This window comes from bacterium, from assembly GCA_014360495.1.
Classification (GTDB): Bacteria; Armatimonadota; JACIXR01; order JACIXR01; family JACIXR01; genus JACIXR01.
In genome coordinates, this window is sequence record JACIXR010000002.1 from 1 (window position 1) to 17996 (window position 17996).

Annotated in this window: 15 protein-coding genes; 1 reads left to right on the forward strand and 14 read right to left on the reverse strand. The window is 47.0% G+C overall.

The window, feature by feature from the left end; all coding sequences use genetic code 11:
- The first annotated feature begins 53 nt into the window (after positions 1-53).
- Complete coding sequence (locus H5T88_01600) at positions 54-1406, forward strand: hypothetical protein (GenBank protein MBC7329033.1); 1353 nt, start codon at positions 54-56, stop codon at positions 1404-1406.
- A 12-nt stretch (positions 1407-1418) separates the two neighbouring features.
- Here H5T88_01600 and H5T88_01605 read toward each other — a convergent pair whose 3' ends face one another.
- The 14 genes from H5T88_01605 to H5T88_01670 all read right to left on the reverse strand — a co-directional run bounded on the left by H5T88_01605 (position 1419) and on the right by H5T88_01670 (position 17968).
- Positions 1419-2828: an NADH-quinone oxidoreductase subunit N gene (locus H5T88_01605; protein MBC7329034.1), complete on the reverse strand. Its 1410-nt coding sequence runs from the start codon at positions 2826-2828 to the stop codon at positions 1419-1421.
- Positions 2829-2833: 5 nt separating this feature from the next.
- On the reverse strand, positions 2834-4324 hold the full coding sequence (locus tag H5T88_01610) for an NADH-quinone oxidoreductase subunit M (protein ID MBC7329035.1): 1491 nt from the start codon (positions 4322-4324) through the stop codon (positions 2834-2836).
- A 14-nt stretch (positions 4325-4338) separates the two neighbouring features.
- Positions 4339-6216 carry an NADH-quinone oxidoreductase subunit L gene (gene nuoL, locus H5T88_01615; protein MBC7329036.1) on the reverse strand — a complete coding sequence of 626 codons (1878 nt, stop codon included), beginning with the start codon at positions 6214-6216 and terminating at the stop codon, positions 4339-4341.
- Complete coding sequence (nuoK, locus tag H5T88_01620) at positions 6210-6509, reverse strand: NADH-quinone oxidoreductase subunit NuoK (GenBank protein ID MBC7329037.1); 300 nt, start codon at positions 6507-6509, stop codon at positions 6210-6212. Before nuoK ends, nuoL begins: the two co-directional genes overlap by 7 nt.
- A complete protein-coding gene (locus H5T88_01625; protein MBC7329038.1) occupies positions 6509-7006 on the reverse strand; it encodes an NADH-quinone oxidoreductase subunit J in 498 nt (165 codons plus the stop codon). The genes nuoK and H5T88_01625 overlap by 1 nt, the downstream gene beginning before the upstream one ends.
- The gene (locus tag H5T88_01630) at positions 7007-7411 is read right to left on the reverse strand and encodes an NADH-quinone oxidoreductase subunit I (GenBank protein MBC7329039.1); all 405 of its coding nucleotides are present in this window, start codon (positions 7409-7411) and stop codon (positions 7007-7009) included.
- Complete coding sequence (gene nuoH / locus H5T88_01635; protein ID MBC7329040.1) at positions 7408-8457, reverse strand: NADH-quinone oxidoreductase subunit NuoH; 1050 nt, start codon at positions 8455-8457, stop codon at positions 7408-7410. Before nuoH ends, H5T88_01630 begins: the two co-directional genes overlap by 4 nt.
- A gap of 141 nt (positions 8458-8598) precedes the next feature.
- Positions 8599-9633 carry a Gfo/Idh/MocA family oxidoreductase gene (locus tag H5T88_01640; protein ID MBC7329041.1) on the reverse strand — a complete coding sequence of 345 codons (1035 nt, stop codon included), beginning with the start codon at positions 9631-9633 and terminating at the stop codon, positions 8599-8601.
- An 18-nt stretch (positions 9634-9651) separates the two neighbouring features.
- Positions 9652-10503: a sugar phosphate isomerase/epimerase gene (locus tag H5T88_01645; protein MBC7329042.1), complete on the reverse strand. Its 852-nt coding sequence runs from the start codon at positions 10501-10503 to the stop codon at positions 9652-9654.
- 66 nt (positions 10504-10569) lie between these two features.
- Positions 10570-11616: a hypothetical protein gene (locus tag H5T88_01650; protein MBC7329043.1), complete on the reverse strand. Its 1047-nt coding sequence runs from the start codon at positions 11614-11616 to the stop codon at positions 10570-10572.
- Between the two features lie 659 nt (positions 11617-12275).
- The gene (locus H5T88_01655; protein MBC7329044.1) at positions 12276-12989 is read right to left on the reverse strand and encodes a DUF1559 domain-containing protein; all 714 of its coding nucleotides are present in this window, start codon (positions 12987-12989) and stop codon (positions 12276-12278) included.
- A gap of 269 nt (positions 12990-13258) precedes the next feature.
- Complete coding sequence (locus tag H5T88_01660) at positions 13259-14011, reverse strand: prepilin-type N-terminal cleavage/methylation domain-containing protein (GenBank protein MBC7329045.1); 753 nt, start codon at positions 14009-14011, stop codon at positions 13259-13261.
- A gap of 225 nt (positions 14012-14236) precedes the next feature.
- The gene (locus H5T88_01665; GenBank protein MBC7329046.1) at positions 14237-16552 is read right to left on the reverse strand and encodes a hypothetical protein; all 2316 of its coding nucleotides are present in this window, start codon (positions 16550-16552) and stop codon (positions 14237-14239) included.
- A 15-nt stretch (positions 16553-16567) separates the two neighbouring features.
- Entirely contained in the window at positions 16568-17968 is a 1401-nt protein-coding gene (locus tag H5T88_01670; GenBank protein ID MBC7329047.1) for a hypothetical protein, read from the reverse strand.
- Positions 17969-17996 lie beyond the last annotated feature (28 nt).

Sequence of the window (17996 nt, forward strand, 5' to 3'; positions counted from 1 at the left end):
CGGGAAGGCGTAGCCTTCCCGCCCCCCTAAAAATCCTTTAAAATTTTTAAGCGATGGAAAGCAAGCGAAAATCTAAGCGCTTAAAGCGACTCTTTGTCATTTTTGTTTTAGCTCTCCTCGCTGTTTCACTTCTTTTTTACAAAGAGATTAAAGAAAGAAGAAACAAACCGAATTGGAAAATCGTCAAAAGCATTAGAATCCCCAATAAAATCTTCGGAGGTTCAACCATCTCCCAAACATTTTCCCTATTCCTCTCCCCTTCGGGCGACAAATTAGCCCTCCTCGTCTCCACAGACCCTCAAAGTGAAAATGTCAAATTATATGTTATTGATCTCAACGATATGTCTAACAAACATTTTTCTTTTAATGACTTCTCCCCAATAGGCGATGCGGGGTTCTCGCCAGATGGAGAAAAGATATTGTTAAGAGGGTATGACCAAAAGCTTCGCAAAGAAAAGAATAAATTGATAGAGGAGGGGAAAATCTCTCCCGAGAAAGGGAGAGAACTCAGCTATAAGGCGCTCGTCAATTATGTCATAAATCTCACTGATGGCAGGGTCTATGAGTTCAGGAATTATTATTACTTAGGCATATCCCCCTCTTGGAGCGAGGATTCCAAAAAGCTCCTTTTAGTGAAATCCACTCCCCAAAAAATGTCCCTCGTTCTGCTCGACTGGCAAAACAACGAGGAAAAGGAATTGTTTGTATTAAATGATAAGATAAAGAACAGATTTCTAAATGGACTTTGGTTAGAAAAGAAAGGGATTGCCTTTTTAGCTATTTCAGATTCTGGTATACACGAAATCGATTTGAATAAGGGGCACTTGGTGAAAATTTCTCCCTTCCAATTCCCTCAACTCAAGCCGAACGAGGAAGCAAGCCTTCGGAGATGCGAATTTGAACCGAAATCCCTATTAGTGGGAGAATTGATAGATTTTCTGAACAAGGAGAGGGAGAAACCAATAAATATACTTACGAAAAAGGACGATACCAAAAAGAAAGTTCTTGAGTTGTTCAGCTCCACCGCAGAATCCATAACTCGGAGATTCTTTCTTATATATAATCTCAAAAATGGATATATTTACTGCATAATCTCGCTCCCAGTCTTAAGAGAGCTATTCAGGGATTATATTTATGTGGCGAGATGGTCTCCCGATGGTAGGGAAGTCTTCCTTTTTTCGGGAGGCTTAAGTGAAGACTATCGGCTTTATAGTTTCTACCAAAACAAATTTGAAGAATATCTCCTCCCTCGCCCGCCCTTCAAAAGAGGCGAGAGAATTGGAGGTGTCTCTTGGAATAATGATGGCACATTGAGTTTCATCGTATACAAATTTAAACCTCGCCCAGTTAGTTCCTATTACGACTTCAAATTATATAAAATGGCGATTTCCATTAAGGCAAAATGAACCCGCTGTTTTCTAAAAGGAAGACAAACTTGCTTGAACAAGGTTAATGAAAGGCTGAGGATAGAACATCAAAAGAAGGGTGAAGGAAAGGCAGATTCCCAAGGCCAATTTAAGCGTAAACGGTTCCTCAAGCCTTTCCCCCTCTTTCTCCACGATGAACATCTCCCTCACTATTTTCAAATAGTAAAAAGCGGAAACCACGCTATTCAATAACAGGATTACCGCAAGCCATCCCATTCCTCCCTTTATCGCCGTGGCGAAGATGAAGAACTTGCCGACAAACCCTCCCGTCCCTGGTATCCCTATCAAGGATAGAAGGAAGATGACCATAGCTAAAGCGGAGAATGGCGAGCGCCTTGAGAGACCCCTGAAATCCTCCAAATCCTCCTTGCCTTCCTTCAAATAAACAGCAATAGCTACAGCGAAGGCACCTATATTGGCAAACATATAGGGAAGGAAATAGAAGAAAAGGGAGAACTTCCCCCAATAGCTCGTTGAGAGAGCCAAAGCTATAAGGAGATAGCCAGCATGGGCTATGGTTGAATAACCCAAAAGCCTCTTCACATTTTTCTGCTGAATAGCGATGAGATTGCCGAGCGTCATAGTTAAGACCGATAGCCAAGCTATGAGTAATACCCATTCCTTCCCTCCAAAACACTGGTTGAGAAAACGATAGAACGCCAAAAAGGCAGAGAGCTTAGGGAAAACCGATAGGAGGGCGGAGATGGGAGTGGGCGCTCCCTCAAAGACATCTGGCACCCACATATGGAAGGGGACAATAGCCAATTTGAAGCCGAAGCCAGCGAGGACGAGAACGAAGGCAAACTTGGCAATTTGGCTTTCCTTCAAACTCAAAGATATCGCGGAGAAACTCGTCCCACCACTTATCCCATAAATAATGCTCAAACCATAAAGCATCGTCGCCGACAAAACGACGCCGAAAAGGAAATATTTCAGGGCAGCTTCCCCTGACTTTGGGTTATCCCGAAGATAGCCAGCAAGTATATAGCTTGAAATGCTAAGAAATTCAATGGAAATGTAAAGAAAGATGAGGTCGTAGGCAGAGGCGAGAAGACATAAAGCGAGAGTTGATAAGAGCAGTAACAGATAATATTCCCCCTCGTATTTTCTACCCTTCATATATCTCGCTGAGATGAGGGCTATAAGCATCATCCCGACAATACAAACTCCCTTTACAAAAAGGGCGAGGGAGTCAAAGGCAAAACCACCAGCGAATATAACGCCTGCGAAAACGGGAAGGACGACCACAGAGGCAATTACCCCCTCCAGCGCAACGAGGAGAGCGCCTATCGCTATAGCGAACATATACTCTCTTTCCTTGCCAAGGAGCTCCATTATCAGGCAGAAAACAGCGCCTAAAAAGAGCGTTATCTCGGGAAGGAGGGGAAGAAGTTTCTCCATAGCGGTCACATAATTCCCAAAGTAACTTTTATCGCCTTTTGGATGAATTCAATCAAAGGGAATGGATAGACTCCCATAAGGAATGTGCCGAGGGCGAGAGGGGCAAGGGAAAGGATGTCTATCTTCCCTATATCCTCTACTTTCTCGTAATCTGGATTGAGAGGTCCCTGAAGCACCCTCCTGATGGTCCAGAGGAAGAAGGCTGCAGTTATAATCACACCCAAGAGTGCAAAGGCGACGAACTCCTTAGCGGAGGAGAAGGAGCCAAGGAAGATTGTGAACTCCGCGGCGAAGCCGGCAAGCCCGGGAAGCCCCAGCGAGGCGAGACAGAAAAAGCTAAGGAATCCACCATAGCGAGGGAGAATCGCTCCCAATCCACCATATTTATTCAAGTCCCGGTTATGCGTCCTCACATAAATCATTCCCACAAGGAGGAAGAGAGAACCGGTTATCAATCCGTGAGCAACCATCTCCAGAACCCCACCAGTTAGGGCGAGGCTTGCCTCCTTCGTCCAGTTTCCCGCAGTGAAGCTGGCGGCGGTGAAAGCCAGGAGAACGTATCCCATATGATTGACGCTGGAGTAGGCAACAAGCCTCTTGAAATCGCTCTGCGCCATCGCCACAAGCGCTCCGTAAACTATGCTCATAAGGGCGAGTAGCCCAACCCAGGGGGCATAGCGAAAACAAGCTTCGGGAAGAATGGGAAGCAGAATCCTGTAAAAGCCATAACCTCCCATCTTCAAGAGGATTCCTGCAAGGATGACGGAGCCAGCTGTCGGCGCCTCAACATGGGCGTCGGGAAGCCAGGTATGGAAGGGGAAAGAGGGGAGCTTGATGGCGAAGGCAAGGAAAAAGCCGAGAAAGGCTAACCCCTCAAGAAGTGGCTTGCCTGAGAGCGGCTTTTGCTGAGTGAGTTGAAGGATATCAAATGTATGGGGGGAGGATGTGAAATACAAGAGAAGAATTGCTAAGAGCATAGCGAGAGAGCCGAAGAGGGTGTAGAGGAAGAACTTGATAGCTACATATTCCTTCTTCGGTCCTCCCCACACACCTATGATGAAATACATAGGCACCAAGCTTATCTCCCAGAAAAGATAAAAGAGGAAGAAGTCAAGGGCGAGGAATACGCCGAGCATCCCGAACTCCAAGAGAAGAAAAAGGAAATAATACTCCTTCAATCTTCTCTCTATATCTATCGTGGAGTAAAGAATTGAGACGAAGGTCAAAAGGGTTGTGAGGATGACGAGGGGCATGCTTATCCCGTCAACTCCGATGTGGTAGCGAACATTTATGCTCGGTATCCATCTATAAATTTCCTCCAGCTGAATAATCCCTTCCTGATAATCAAGCGTCCAGAGAAGGGCAATGGAGTAGAAAAGCGCGATACCAGAGAAGAACAAAGCGGACCTCTCTATCAGCTTCCTTTCTTCACTGGGAAGGAATAAGACGAAGATGCTTCCAACAAGCGGTATCAAAAGAAGAGTGCTCAGCAACATTCTTCCTCACTTCCTCAAATTAGAAGGAATATTATTAGCCCCAAGAGGGCGACGAGGAGGTAGAACTGGACAAGTCCACTTTGTAGATAGCGAATGATGAAGCTGAACGCGCCCGTTATCCAGGCGGTGGCATTCACAAATCCATCAACCACATATTTGTCAAACCAACCCTGAAAATAGGAAGCAATCAATGTAACCCTTCCAACCGAGTTCACCAAGCCATCAACTCCTTTCAAATCAAAAGTAGCGAAAAGCCTTGAGATGTAAAACGCAGGCTTCACCAACACCATCATATAGAAATCATCTATGTAAAGACGCCTAACGAGGGCTGTGTGGAACGGTCGCAAAAGTTCCATAACTTTCTCCCTATCCCAAGAAATAGCATAGATTAAATAGGCGGATAGAAAGCCTCCGAGAGGGAAAAGGAGGGAGAGATAGGGAAGAGGGATTCCCTCTTCCTCGCCACCTCCCAATATATGAACTAAAGGACCGCCTGCCAAACCGAAGAACAGGGTAATCAGGGAGAGAATGATAATAGGAACAGCCATAACCTTTTCCTCATCTATCTTCTCTTCCCCGTTAGCAGGATTGAGGAAAGCAACGATGAATACCCTCCCCATATACAACGCGGTTAGAAATGCTCCAAAGAGGGATAGGGCGAAGAAAGGAAATTCCTTGAATGCGGAGGAAATCACCATTTCCTTGCTGAAATAACCAGCAAGGGGAGGAATTCCAGCAAGGGAAAGCGTTCCAACAAGGAATGTTATAGAGGCAATCGGCATCCTTCTCCAAAGACCTCCCATCTCCCATATATCGTTTGTTCCAAGGTGATGTATCACGCACCCAGCGGACATGAAGAGGAGCGCCTTGAAGAAACCATGGGATAGAAGATGGAACATCCCCGCCTGCATATTCCCCATCCCTAAAGCAAGCATCATATACCCCAATTGGCTCATCGTTGAGTAAGCCAAAACCCTCTTTATATCGTTCTGCACTAAAGCTAAAAAGCTCGCCATAAGGGCGGTTATCGTTCCGATAATTGCCACGACCAGCAAGGCGGTAGAGGAATAGGAGAACAAGGGGAAGAGGCGAGCCACCATATATGCTCCCGCTGCTACCATCGTCGCTGCGTGGATGAGGGCGGAAACAGGTGTTGGACCCTCCATCGCATCAGGTAGCCAGATGTGAAGGGGGAATTGAGCCGATTTCCCCACCGCTCCGCAGAACAAAAGAAGGCTCGCTACCAAGGCGAAATGCTCCCCCATCTGGGGAATTGCCCTCTCCAAGTCCGTGTAAGCAGTGGAATGGATGTTGAGGAAGATGTAAAGTATGCCGAGGAAAAAGCCTATATCTCCCAATCTCGTTGTCAAAAACGCTTTCATTGCCGCCCTATAGGCGGGAGGTCGCTCATACCAAAATCCGATGAGAAGATAGGAACAGAGCCCAACCAATTCCCAGCCTATGTAGAGAAGAAGGAGGGAATTGGATATAACCAAAGTTAGCATTGCTGAAGTGAAGAGGGAAAGGTAGGCGAAATAAAGGCTATAGCGTTTATCTCCCGCCATATATCCGATTGAATAAATATGAATTAAGAGAGAAACGAGTGCGACCATACAGCTCATAGAAAGGGAAAGAGCATCAAGGCGATAGCCAACATTTACCTCCCAGCCATTGGCTTTCAGCCAAGATGCGCTTAGCTCGAAGGAATAGCTTGGGAAAACGTGATAGAGAGTTAGGAAAAGGTAAAATGAGAGGATTGTGGAGAGGGAAAGGAAACCAATTGGGATATAGGCGCCTCTTCCGGGTGAGCGCCCTCCCCAGAATATTGTTATCGCGGAAGCTAAGAAAGGCAAAAAGGGAATAAGGGGTGCGAGATATTCTATCCTTACCATTTCATCAGGTTGAACTTATCAACATTTATGTCCTCCATCTGCTTGTAAACGAGGATAACTATCGCCAAGCCTACAACCACCGCGGCAGCTGCCAAGGCTATTACGAAGAGGGCGAATACCTGCCCTATGGGAAGATGATGGAGGCGGGAAAAGGCGACAAGGTTCAAATTCGCTCCATTGAGCATAAGCTCAACACACATCAAAATACCGATGGCATTCCTCCTGCTTAGGGCTCCGTAGAGCCCGATGGAAAATATCAAGGCAGAAACTATGAGAATCGCCCTAGTGTCTATCAACTTTTATCCCTCGCCAATACAAGAGCTCCAACAGCGGATAAGAACAGAACAACCGCTAAAATCATCAAGGGAAAGGAATAATTCTGGAAAACCTCCCTCGCAATCGTCGCTGTGGTATCGTCAAGTGGCTTAACCGCTCCCCAATCTATCCAGAGCGTGATGATGAGGATGGCGAAAAAGAGAAGGACGAATATCAGGGCAGAAAGGCTCTGCTTATTGAACTGCCTCTCCCCTTTACCCATCATTCTGCCGGTGAGCATAATAGCAAACAGTATCAAAACTACGATTCCACCCACATAGACGAGAACCTGTATCACCGCCAAGAATGGGGCATCAATGAGCATAAAAATACCCGCTACCCCCAAGAGGGAAAGAGCGAGGGAGAAGGCGCAGTGGACGAGATTTGGGAGGAGGACAACACCCAGAGCTCCGCCCACGGCCAAAAAGGCGGATAGGAAGAAGCCGAAATAAATCGCAAAGCTTTCAACCGTCATCTACGAGCGCCTCCTCACAAGCGCCTCTCTGGTATAACCGGACAACTCGTATTCTTGCGTCATCCTAATTGCTTCTGTTGGGCAATACTCGGCGCATAGCCCGCAAACCATACAGCGACCTAAATTTAGCGTGAAGGAACGAGGCTTCCTCACCTCTTTCTCCCCTTCCTTCACTCTCCAAGCCTCTATCTCTATCACCTTGCTGGGACAAACTCTCTGACAAATCCCACAAGCTATGCATTTATTTATATCAACATCAACGGAAGCCCTGAACCTGGGCGGATGCTCTATCCTTTCCTCGGGATATTGAACCGTAACTTTCCTTCTCCAAAAGTAAAGAAAAGTTATACTAAGGGATTTCAAAACGCTCCAAAGAGTGAGAATCATTCCCCATATCACTCTCATACCAGCATCAACCCACCCGTGAGCAATAAGTTGAAAACTGCGACGGGGAGGAGCGCCTTCCAACCGAGGGAGAGGACTTGGTCAATCCTCACCCTTACGATGCTTGCCCTAAGCCACATCAAAAATAGAACCATTATCCCGACTTTGAGGATGAACCAGAAAGGAGAGAGGATATACCAATCTGGGATAAAGGCGAGAGGAGGCTTCCAACCGCCGAAGAAAAGAGTGACGGCTATAGCCGAGAGAGCAAAGGCGTTTGAGAACTCCGAGAGGTAGAAGAGGGCGAAACGCATCCCGGAATATTCAACGCTATATCCAGCTACCAGCTCGGATTCCCCCTCAGGCAAATCGAAAGGGAGATGTCCGAGCTCAGCGAGGGCGCAAATGAAGAAAACCAAGAAGCCAAGGGGCTGATAAAAGACGAACCAGCGAGGTATTACCCCCCAAAATCCTCCCGATTGCGCCTCCACAATTCCACCCATCTTGAATGTTCCAGCGAGCATAACAACACCCAGAAGGGAGAAGACCATCGGCACCTCATAGGCTATTAACTGGGCGGCTGAACGCATCCCTCCCAATATTGAATACTTATTATTGCTCGCCCAGCCAGCGAGGATTATAGCGATGCAAGTTATCCCACCCACCGCCAAAGCGAAAACTAACCCAATATTGAAATCCTTCGCCACCATTCCCTTACCAAAGGGGATGACTAGATAGATTAAGAAGGCGGGAAGGAAAATCAAGATAGGAGCAACGCTGAACATCACTTTATCAGCAGCCCCTGGGGTCACATCCTCTTTTATGAGCAATTTTGTTGCGTCCGCAACGGGTTGGAGAAGTCCCTCCGGACCCACCCTATTTGGACCGAGCCTGCTCTGCATATAAGCGATAAACCTTCGCAAAAGCCAGAGCAAAACCATAACCACGAGCATTATGAGAGCCAGAATCGCCACGCTGACTATTATCGCTCGTAGGGGCTCAGCCCATAGGGTAGGTATTCCTATGCTCCTGAAGAGACTTTTCAAAAGGGGACCGAGTCCTGGCATTTCTTTACTTATAATATGATGGCACCACCCAAGCGTCAAGGAAAATGGAGGTATAAATTCAAAATCTTTTTAAAATTTCGGGAGCCGAGGCTTCGCCTAGGCTCCCGAAATAAGATAGGTTATTTAACGCTCTGATTTTTGCTAAACCTCCACCTCTTTGTGAATCTCGGCTGACTTGTAGATAGCATCAAGTATCTTCTGTATCGCTATCGCCTGTTCTATATTAGGAATCGGCTCCTTATCCTCCAAGATGCATTCTATGAAATGGTCTATCTCTCCGGCGAAAGCATCTGTTGGAGGAAGATGAGGTATGATATCCACTGGCTGTCCTGCGATGTCGGTGAAGAGGCGGAGAGGTCCCCATTCAGCTCCCGCTTTCGTTCCCTGCAAGGAAGCGCCCAAGCGGTCGCTCTCTATATTGGAAGCCCAGCTCACCTGCAGAAGGATTGTCGCCCCATTCTCCAGCCTTATCAAAGCATTAGCGAGGTCCTCAACATCAAATTTCCCTCCCGCCTCCCGTATGCCCCAGCCACCCGCTCCCTCGCCATAGGGACCGAACTTCGCATATGTCTCCGCGATCACGCTAACAGCTTTCGGATACCCCATTATATAAAGCACCAGGTCAAGAATGTGCACTCCTATGTCTATAACCGGTCCCCCACCAGCCTTTTCCTTCTGAGTGAACCACCCTCCCATCCCAGGGATTCCCTTCCTCCTCTGCCACAAACAGATCGCCGAATAAATCTCACCAAAAAAGCCTTCCTCAGAAAGCCTCTTTAAATATCGTCCTTCTGCGCTGAACCTCTGCACCAAAGCGGTCATATATTTCTTCCCCGTCCGCTCAACCGCCTCTTTCATCTTCACCACTTCTTCCACATTCCTCGCCGGCGGCTTTTCACAGAGAACATGCTTGCCCGCCTCCAGAGCTTCAACTGTCATCGGCATATGGAGATAGTTAGGCGTGCAGACGGAAACAGCGTCTATCTCCTCCATCTCCAACATCTTCTTGTAGTCGGTAAACACATACTTTACCCCATACTTCTCCGCCAATTTCTTAGTCTCCTCTTCCCTCACATCGCAGAGGGCGAGAACCTCTGCCTTCGGATTCTTCTTATAGGCATCCAGATGCGCTCTTCCGATTCCTATCCCGATTATACCAACTCTCACCTTCTCCATTTTCCCTCACCTCAAGAACTAAATAATGAATTGGGAAAGATGTTTGAGCCCGAGAAGGAGCCCCTCCTTGAATCTTGGACCATGGAAGACAGGGTCCTCATGCTCTATGTCCAAGTTGTTGCTGTAGCCGACATCCAAAAGAGCAGATATAACCGCCTGCCAGTCAACCTCTCCCCAGCCGGGTATGCGATAGCGCCACCATCCCGAGCCATAAATCGTCGCCTTTCCAAGCTTGTGGTAGAAAATCTCCGTGTCCTTGGCGTGGATGTGGAATATACGGTCGCCGAAGTCCCTTATCGCTTGAATATAATCCGCTTGTAGCCAAAGCAGATGTGATGGGTCATACTCTAAGCCCAGATAGGGCGAATCCACAGCCTCAAACATCATTTCCCACGCCTCCGGAGTGAAGGCTATGTTTATACCCCTGAAGGGGTGCCCTCCCATCATTGGGCAGTTCTCAATTGCAATTTTCACATTCCTCCGTTCCGCCTTCTCCATATAGGGAGCAAAGACTTCCTTGAAGATGGGGATGTTCTCCTCTATTGATAGCTCGGGAACCCTACCAGCGAAGGTGCAGATGACCCGCACATCCATTTCTGCAGCCACATCTATGAGCTTCATAAAATAGTCATTTATCCGCTTCCTCACCTTCTCATCTGGGTCAAGGTGATTGGCGTAAAAGCCAAGGGCGGAAATCTCTATCTTGTTCCTTTCGCAAAACCTCCTAACATCGTCTATATCCCTGCTCGTCAACTTCTCGGCGTCCAGAGATGAGCCTGGTCCCGCAGAGAGCTCCAAACTGCCGAAGCCTACCTCACTCGCCCAGCGAACTATCTCCTCACTGTAATCAGTCAAAAATCCAATCTTCATTTTCTCAAACCTCCTTTCTATTTTTAATATATTTTAAACCTCTATCGTTTTTAGTCTATATGGATTCTATGCGAATTCCCTCTCAACAACATCCAATAATCTCTCCCCCTCTTCTTTTGAGCCACACCAAGTCCGCACACATAATCCCCTCCAATCCAATTCCCTGAATAAAATCCCCACATCCTGGGGAGGAACATCCAAAACAAGTCCTTTTCCTGCCTCCTGAATCCTCTTCAAGAGAGGAAGCCATTCCGGCATAGGGGGAGCTCCCGCCCCGGGAACCCACTGAATGGCGTTGAGCCTTGGCAGTTCCAATAAAGCATCAAGATGCCGTATCGCTCCCGGTCCATCAAGATGGTAGACGGAGAAATCAAGGAAATTGGTCTGCTTTTCTATATGGGGAAGCAAAAATTCTCTGAACATCCTCTCGCTAATCATACATGAGAAATCCTCTTGAAGGGGATAGGATTTACCCGGCGCCCACACATTCAACCATCCACAGGTCCCATCTTGATAATTTCTGATTATCTCATATTGTTCCTCGTAAAGCTTGAACCACAAATCAGCAATCCATTCAAGCGCTCTGCTCACTATCTCGGGATGTTCAAGGAGATATACACACAATTTATCGGGACCGCAAAGATGTGAAAGTATGTCGCTGATTCCACCTAAATCGGTGAAGGAGACGATGTATTCACCCTGCGAGCGCTGGCAGGCATAAGAGATTATCGCTAAAGTTTTCTGCCACCATTCGTTATTCGGGTCGAATTGGAGATTGAGGAGCTCTTCAACATTTTCAATTATCGGTTCCTGCCAAGTCGTGTCGTTTTGCAAGACGAGTGGACAGCCAAGGTAGGCGCTTGCGATGGATGGTCCGAGATTAACGAAGATATAGGGGAAAGCATCGCCGAGAAAATAGGTGGAGTTGAAATATTCTTCCCAGCGTCCAACAACATATTCGGGGTCAGTCCAGTATTGTAGGAGGTCTTTGGGTGGAGGATAAATGAATTGCTTTTTAGGGGCGACTATTTGGAGGAGATAACCTTCTCTTAGCCACCAGGCTCGGTGGCGTTCTTTGATTCTTTGCCAGTCGTCAACGAATCTTGAAGGCATACCGCGGATAGGGGGCGGGACGCAATGCGTCCCGCCCCACTCCCCTTATTTCTTCTCTTCTTCTTTCAACTCACCGCCGCAAACGGGACACTTCTGCCCTTCCTGCAAAGGGGAACGAGAATAAACTCGCTCCTTGCATTTCTGACAGCGGTAAAGATAGACCTTCTGCATCTTCTATCCTCCTTCCAAAATGAAATCAAAAGCAATCTATATTTTATCAATTTTTTGAAGTTTGTCCATAAAAACAAGGGAAAACGAAGTTATGGGGAAGAGATTGCGAAAAGCACCCCTTCTGTCATTGCTGGCATGGGTAAAGGTTTTTGAAAAATAAATAAAAGATGATGAATCAGATTGAAAAAGGAGGACCTGACAATTTCATTCCTTAGCCATGATTAAATACGAGATTGCCACAGTTTTTCCTTACGGGAAGCCTCACGATGACACTCAGAGAAGTCCTTCATAAAATCGGGATTGCTACACCTGCCTTCGGAGGGCTACGATGGCAAAAGAGGAAATTCCCACCTTTATCATCCTGACTTCCTAAAGGTAAACCTCACAAAGGACAAAATAATAAATTTTCAAGAGAAAGGAAAAAACTGAATTTTTCATAATTGTCTTTTAGGGGCGGGAGGCACTGCCTCCCGCCCCCTTTTCTTTCCTTACGGCAGCTCGTATCCGTCGCTACAGGTCAAATCGTAGGGCGTGCAGGGCGTAGTTATATCGCCTGGATTCCGCGCAACCTGTGCCCACATGTTTATCGGCGATGTCGTTTGCTGGGGCTTCATCCATTTTACATGCCCATCGGCGAATATATAGTTCTTTCCACCGCTATGAATAGCTGTATCTTTTCGGAAAACCCAGTTGCACCAAGTTCCCGTATCAGGTGCGCACTGAAGTCCTCCTTCCTGCACCAATATAAGGTCGGCTGGAGCAGGGAAGTCAGCCATCTTCCAAACATGATGGTTCGGGCTCGGGCAGAACTGGGAACCGTTGTATTGGTAGTCAATATATCTGGGCGCATCTGGGATGCCATTGCGCGATTCCTCGCTGCAGCACCAATCGGGGAAAGAAGGGCAATCATATATCTGCCAGTTCTTCACATAGGGTTGTGTCAGCGTTCTCCAGCTGCTATAGGTGGGTGCGGGGTCCCAGCAGGGTCTACCAGCGCCGAACCTCACGGGCGGATACGCCTCATCCCAGTCCTGAACATACATCATTAGCGCCATCGCAAGCTGCTTCATATTGCTCGTGCATGCGGCCTTACGAGCTTGGTCCCTTGCCCTTGAGAAGACAGGGAACAAGATGGCTGCCAAGATGGCGATAATGGCTATCACCACCAGCAGCTCTATCAATGTGAAACCTCGTCTCCGCATTCCTTTTCACCTCCTTTCTCTTTTATTTTTATCGGATGCTTTGAAGAAGCCTCTGTTTAATAATTGAAGACGAGAAAAATAAGAGAGTCAATAGGATAATCTTTTGGGGATGTAAATTGCTGGAAAAATCTAAACTTAATCATAAAAATTTTGTATTATTTTTGTTTTTAAAAGATTGGGTTAATATCTTTGAGGAGGAAAGTTTTTTATTTTACGCGTCTCATTCTTTATTGGGGGGCGGGAGGCTCCGCCTCCCGCCCCCTTTAAAATCACCAAGGACCGCAGAACCACATGCCCTCAACGAGCGGGTCGGATGTGAACGCACATGCTTTGCCATATACCGACTGCCAATGATACCACTTAGCATGCCCGTCTACCATTAGAAGATTGGAGCCCATGGAGTGTCGCGTTGCCCGCTCCTGCCAAGCGGTGTTTGTCTTCCAATCCGCAGGGGCATTACAACTTGCACGACATTCATTGGCGAACATCACTCTGCCCACATTTGAGGCGAACATAGGCGTGGCGGAATCCGCAGCCAGGAGATATTTAGCTGGACGCTGTATTTGAGCCAGAGACCTCTCAAGCAACCCATCCAAGTTGAAGCCAATATTCCATCTAAAGCCCTCCCAACCTTGGGGGAAAGGTGCACAGCAGACTTGTCCACAGGGATAGATTGGAGGTTGAGTATATATCGTTCCGCTCGGGCAGAGATAGACATTTCTGTTCTTCACATAGGGGTCGAAAACCACAGGCCATTTCAGATAGGGATTAGCTGAAACACCGCACCATTCACCGGGATTTCCACCGTAGAGGCATTGATGGTCAAGTGGGGGAAACTTCTCGTCCCAATCCTGAAGATACATCAAAGCTCCCGTCCCTATCTGTTTCAGGTTGGAAAGACAAGTCGTCTGTCGCGCTTTCTCCCTTGCACGGCTGAAAACGGGGAAGAGAATCGCCGCAAGAATGGCGATGATAGCTATGACGACCAATAGCTCAATTAGCGTGAATCCTTTCCTTTTCATCCTTTTCACCTCCTTTCTTTTTAGATTTTTGCCCAATATATCAGGAGAGGGGAAAGCCTGGGGCCCAAACCTTTTCCTCCCGTTTCAAAGAACTCTCAAATAACCATCGCCTCCTTCCTACAAACTGCTTCTCTACTCAACTCTGAAAAAATAAATGCCATTTCAGACATTCTATCTTTCATTTACTTCCATTATAAACTATGCCATTACTGTGTCAACAATTTTTTAATCGCGAAATTGAGATATGACAACTTCAAATGGCTTGAAGTGACGGACTAACTCACCGCCAGGGAGATGTATCTTCCCCTCCACTTCCTCCCCCAATGGATTTATCGCTATCAACTTCTCTTTCCCTTTATACTTCAAAATCACAACATCCAATGTTGAGGGGGAAACGAATTGAGACGATACCCTCTCCACCTCTCCCAATACATATTCCATCCCTATTTCTTTAAGCTCCTTCAAAAGGATTGGGAAATATTCCATTAATTGGGGATTGAATTTGAAACCGCTCTCCCAGATGCCCTTCTCCGTTTGATAAGCATCCGCCCAGGCGTAAAAGAGGATTCCTTTAGCCCCGTGATTTAAGGCGAGATAACTCATACAACGCAGCTCCTCAGGAGCAGGATAGCGATTCTGGGAGTTAGCGGGCGGCTGGCGATGCGCCTGTATTACCGCCCAAACCGGCTTTCCCCTGCTCGCTTTAACCGCACTCTCAACCGCTTCCCCTACCCAAGCAAGGCTCTTTGGTATTCCCGCTCCTATCGGATAGGGGTCAGTTCCCGTTACATCCCCTATCCCAGCATAGTTGACAACCGCTCCTGGAACCTCGTTGACGAAAGTTATATGCTCGGGGTCAACCTCCTTCACCAATTGGCAAAAGTCCCTTACTTTCTCAACTCCTATCCCACAGCCCAAGGGTTCGTCAATGACATAATGAGCTATCGTTGCCGGATGAAGTCGTAACTGGGATACCATTGCCTTCGCTTCCCCAAAATTCCTCCTACCACCCCTTATGTACTCGCTCAACTCCGTTATAACCCAAAGCCCTTCTTTATAGGCTGAATTATGCCAGGAAAGCTGTTCAGGTGTAAGCTCTTCCTGTTCGGGCGCATAGATGGGAGATGTTATACAATTAAAACCCATTTCCTTCGCCCTCTTGAAATCCTCCGCACCGATATGATAGGTGCCAAGAGGGAAGAAGGGCTTTCCATTTATGAGCAATTCTCCCCTTTTGCCTATCTTCGTTATCGCATTTATCTTGCTCACATCTTCTACCTTGAATCCAAGCATCGCTTCCCCTTTCTCGCTTTCCGTCTCAACGCTCGCCTTCAAGCTATACATCCCGGGCGTGAAGGTCCTAAGGGGAATCTCAAGCAAATCCCTCCCCTTCCCTACGAACTTCTTGCTCCAAATAATCTTTTGCTGTTTATTTTGAATGAGCAATTCAATTTTTGCCTCCTCTTTTTCCTTTGGCGCAGTGAGGATTACCACCTTCAATTTGTCTTGGCGAGCTAACACAACTCTATTCAAAGAAACTTCAATGAGAGGAAGGATTCTAAAGCTATGGAGAACCTCCTCTGGGGTCTTCATCTCGCTCGTCCTATATCTCGCAACCACAGTGAACTCACCCCTTCTGCTACAAGGCAGGATAAACGAGATGGATTTCGCCTCTCCGCGTTTGAGGGCTAATCGGGAAATCTCCGATTGAGCGATTATCTCTTTATTTTTATCCTCTATAATCGCTTGCACCTCAATCTTTAGCTCGCCATCCCTTAAATTTTTAATTGTAAGCATTCCCTTGAATTCCCCGGGAATCATGCTTTTAGGAGCCTCTTCCCAATGAACATCAACCCCGCATTTTAACATCAAAGCGTTTGTATATAGATTTTCCAACATCTGAGGGGAGAAAGCGAAGCCGGTGGTGACTATCAAAATCCCGCCTTCAATTGAGGTGTAGAGCCCGAGAGCCGTTCCTCCCTTCGTCTTCGCCCAAACCTGATATCTCTTCCCCCATTGAGGAAAATGCGCCCAATAGTTGAATGCTCCTATGTGATGGGGATTAGAGAGAAAAGAAGATGGCGAGGAAAGGTCAAGAGCGGACAAATCACCGATATCCCTTCTCGCATCGCCATATGTGATGAAAAGCTCAGGGTCAAGCGAGGATAGCCAATCGCACATAGGCTGATATGCCATGTCCGTGAGAATTATTATCCCACCATTCCTGAGAAACTCTCGCAATTGAGCCATAAAGCGCTTCATATCTTGAGGGTCTCCGTAGTTCCAGAGGGAGGTCGTGAGAATGAGGTCATATTCATTTGCTTTTGAGAAAAACTTATCAAGCTCGGTATTTCTGAATTTATCGTATTGCCAACCGAGCTCCTTCAAAGCTCCATCATATTCGTTCCAACTGCGGTAATCGTTGTTCACACCAGAACTTGAAATGAGCGCTACCCTCTTGGGCTTCGCTGCTCCCAAGATTAGCAGAGGAAAAGCCAAAAGAAAAACACATAACAAATAACCTTTAAAGAAAAGCTTCATATCAACTATTTTAAATTAAAACCTGTACGCTATAAAGCTGATGCTTTTGCTCTCCCCTTTCTTCATATTCCCCTTTATCTCCATAAGGATGAAATCATCAGTTATCACTGGTTTGGTGTTCTCATCTGCTTTTATATCTCCCACACCTTTAATTCTAAAGGGAAGGAAAGTGGCAACGGCATCCGCCCTCGTGGGGTCAAAAGATAAATCCCTGAGAGCAGTTGCGGTGAAGGTGAATTTGTAAGCTCCCATCCCTATTGAACGGAAATTCAATTTGAGGAAAATCGCGGGGATATTGCACATCTTGTTCATCCTTACCTCCAAGGCAGGGTCGCCGTAGAGGACGCAAACATCTCTATCGTAGATATGACCCTTAAGATGTCTCTCGTTATTCACCACCTCCGGCACCTTTTCTATGAGATGCATAAGGAGGGTCTGGTTTGTGAAGAAGGTTGACTCAGCGAATGTAAGATAATCGCCCGCAGATGTTTGGAACCACATAACATTCCAACCACCAAAGCCATACCAAGTCGGCACTGTATAGCCATACATCTGGTAAACGCCAGCGGAATGCAGATAGGCGGTTGCCATGCAATCCTTTCCATCTATGTGGGCTATTAGGCAATTTCCCGCTGGGAGATAGACTTTGGGGTTAATGGAATTGATGTAATATCTATTCCCTTTGGTATCCAACCCGAAAAGCCGACCATTCTCGTGGCGGAACTGCCCGCTCTTGAATGTATAGCCTATTTGCCAATCGTGTTCCGTTGCGTGTCCGCTCGTGACGAAGAAATCGTAGATATTGCTGTTGAGCTCATCCACGATTTCCTTGGTCGCATCCGGCGAGACCTCGCACTGCTTTATGCTCCCATCCACGCTCTTTACATACCCTACTCCCTGCTTTCCCTCATCAAATCCCTTCCCCTGGCAAAAATGCTCCAAATACATCGCCCCACAACCAGAGAGCGCTCTCCTCAATCTTATGGGACCGGGAAACTTCGCTATCCTCAAGGCATCCTCCACATCGTAGCCGGTTATTATCCCCCAAATGGCATCTCCGTAAGGGTCATCGTCAAGTTGGCGAAGCATTTGGTTGACTATCGGCACGAAATCCTTGTGAGATGCTAACTCCTCCGGTGGCATAACGAAACATACATAGCGAGGCGCGAATTTTGCAAGCTCATCCTTGAGAGCTTTCACATCCTCTTTAAACTTGAACAGCCTCACTTTGAATCTTCCCTTATATTTCGCCTCCAAAGCCTCCGCTACGGCTTTCCAATCCTTATCTGCGTAAGTTTTTTCGCTTATGCAGATTGCATAACCAAGTTTCCCGGCTGGGGTAATCGCTGAGAAACTAATTGCTGAAGCTATTCCAAATAAGAGGGAGATGAATGCAAATTTATAAATCCTCATCATAACCCTCTCAACTCCTCTCTGGCGTTAT

Bases quoted from the DNA above. Each gene is read 5' to 3' on its own strand.
- H5T88_01600 (MBC7329033.1), top strand. From the start codon at position 54: ATGGAAAGCAAGCGAAAATCTAAGCGCTTAAAGCGACTCTTTGTCATT.
- H5T88_01605 (MBC7329034.1), bottom strand. From the start codon at position 2,828: ATGGAGAAACTTCTTCCCCTCCTTCCCGAGATAACGCTCTTTTTAGGC.
- H5T88_01610 (MBC7329035.1), bottom strand. From the start codon at position 4,324: ATGTTGCTGAGCACTCTTCTTTTGATACCGCTTGTTGGAAGCATCTTC.
- nuoL (MBC7329036.1), bottom strand. From the start codon at position 6,216: ATGGTAAGGATAGAATATCTCGCACCCCTTATTCCCTTTTTGCCTTTC.
- H5T88_01625 (MBC7329038.1), bottom strand. From the start codon at position 7,006: ATGACGGTTGAAAGCTTTGCGATTTATTTCGGCTTCTTCCTATCCGCC.
- H5T88_01630 (MBC7329039.1), bottom strand. From the start codon at position 7,411: ATGAGAGTGATATGGGGAATGATTCTCACTCTTTGGAGCGTTTTGAAA.
- nuoH (MBC7329040.1), bottom strand. From the start codon at position 8,457: ATGCCAGGACTCGGTCCCCTTTTGAAAAGTCTCTTCAGGAGCATAGGA.
- H5T88_01640 (MBC7329041.1), bottom strand. From the start codon at position 9,633: ATGGAGAAGGTGAGAGTTGGTATAATCGGGATAGGAATCGGAAGAGCG.
- H5T88_01645 (MBC7329042.1), bottom strand. From the start codon at position 10,503: ATGAAGATTGGATTTTTGACTGATTACAGTGAGGAGATAGTTCGCTGG.
- H5T88_01650 (MBC7329043.1), bottom strand. From the start codon at position 11,616: ATGCCTTCAAGATTCGTTGACGACTGGCAAAGAATCAAAGAACGCCAC.
- H5T88_01655 (MBC7329044.1), bottom strand. From the start codon at position 12,989: ATGCGGAGACGAGGTTTCACATTGATAGAGCTGCTGGTGGTGATAGCC.
- H5T88_01660 (MBC7329045.1), bottom strand. From the start codon at position 14,011: ATGAAAAGGAAAGGATTCACGCTAATTGAGCTATTGGTCGTCATAGCT.
- H5T88_01665 (MBC7329046.1), bottom strand. From the start codon at position 16,552: ATGAAGCTTTTCTTTAAAGGTTATTTGTTATGTGTTTTTCTTTTGGCT.
- H5T88_01670 (MBC7329047.1), bottom strand. From the start codon at position 17,968: ATGATGAGGATTTATAAATTTGCATTCATCTCCCTCTTATTTGGAATA.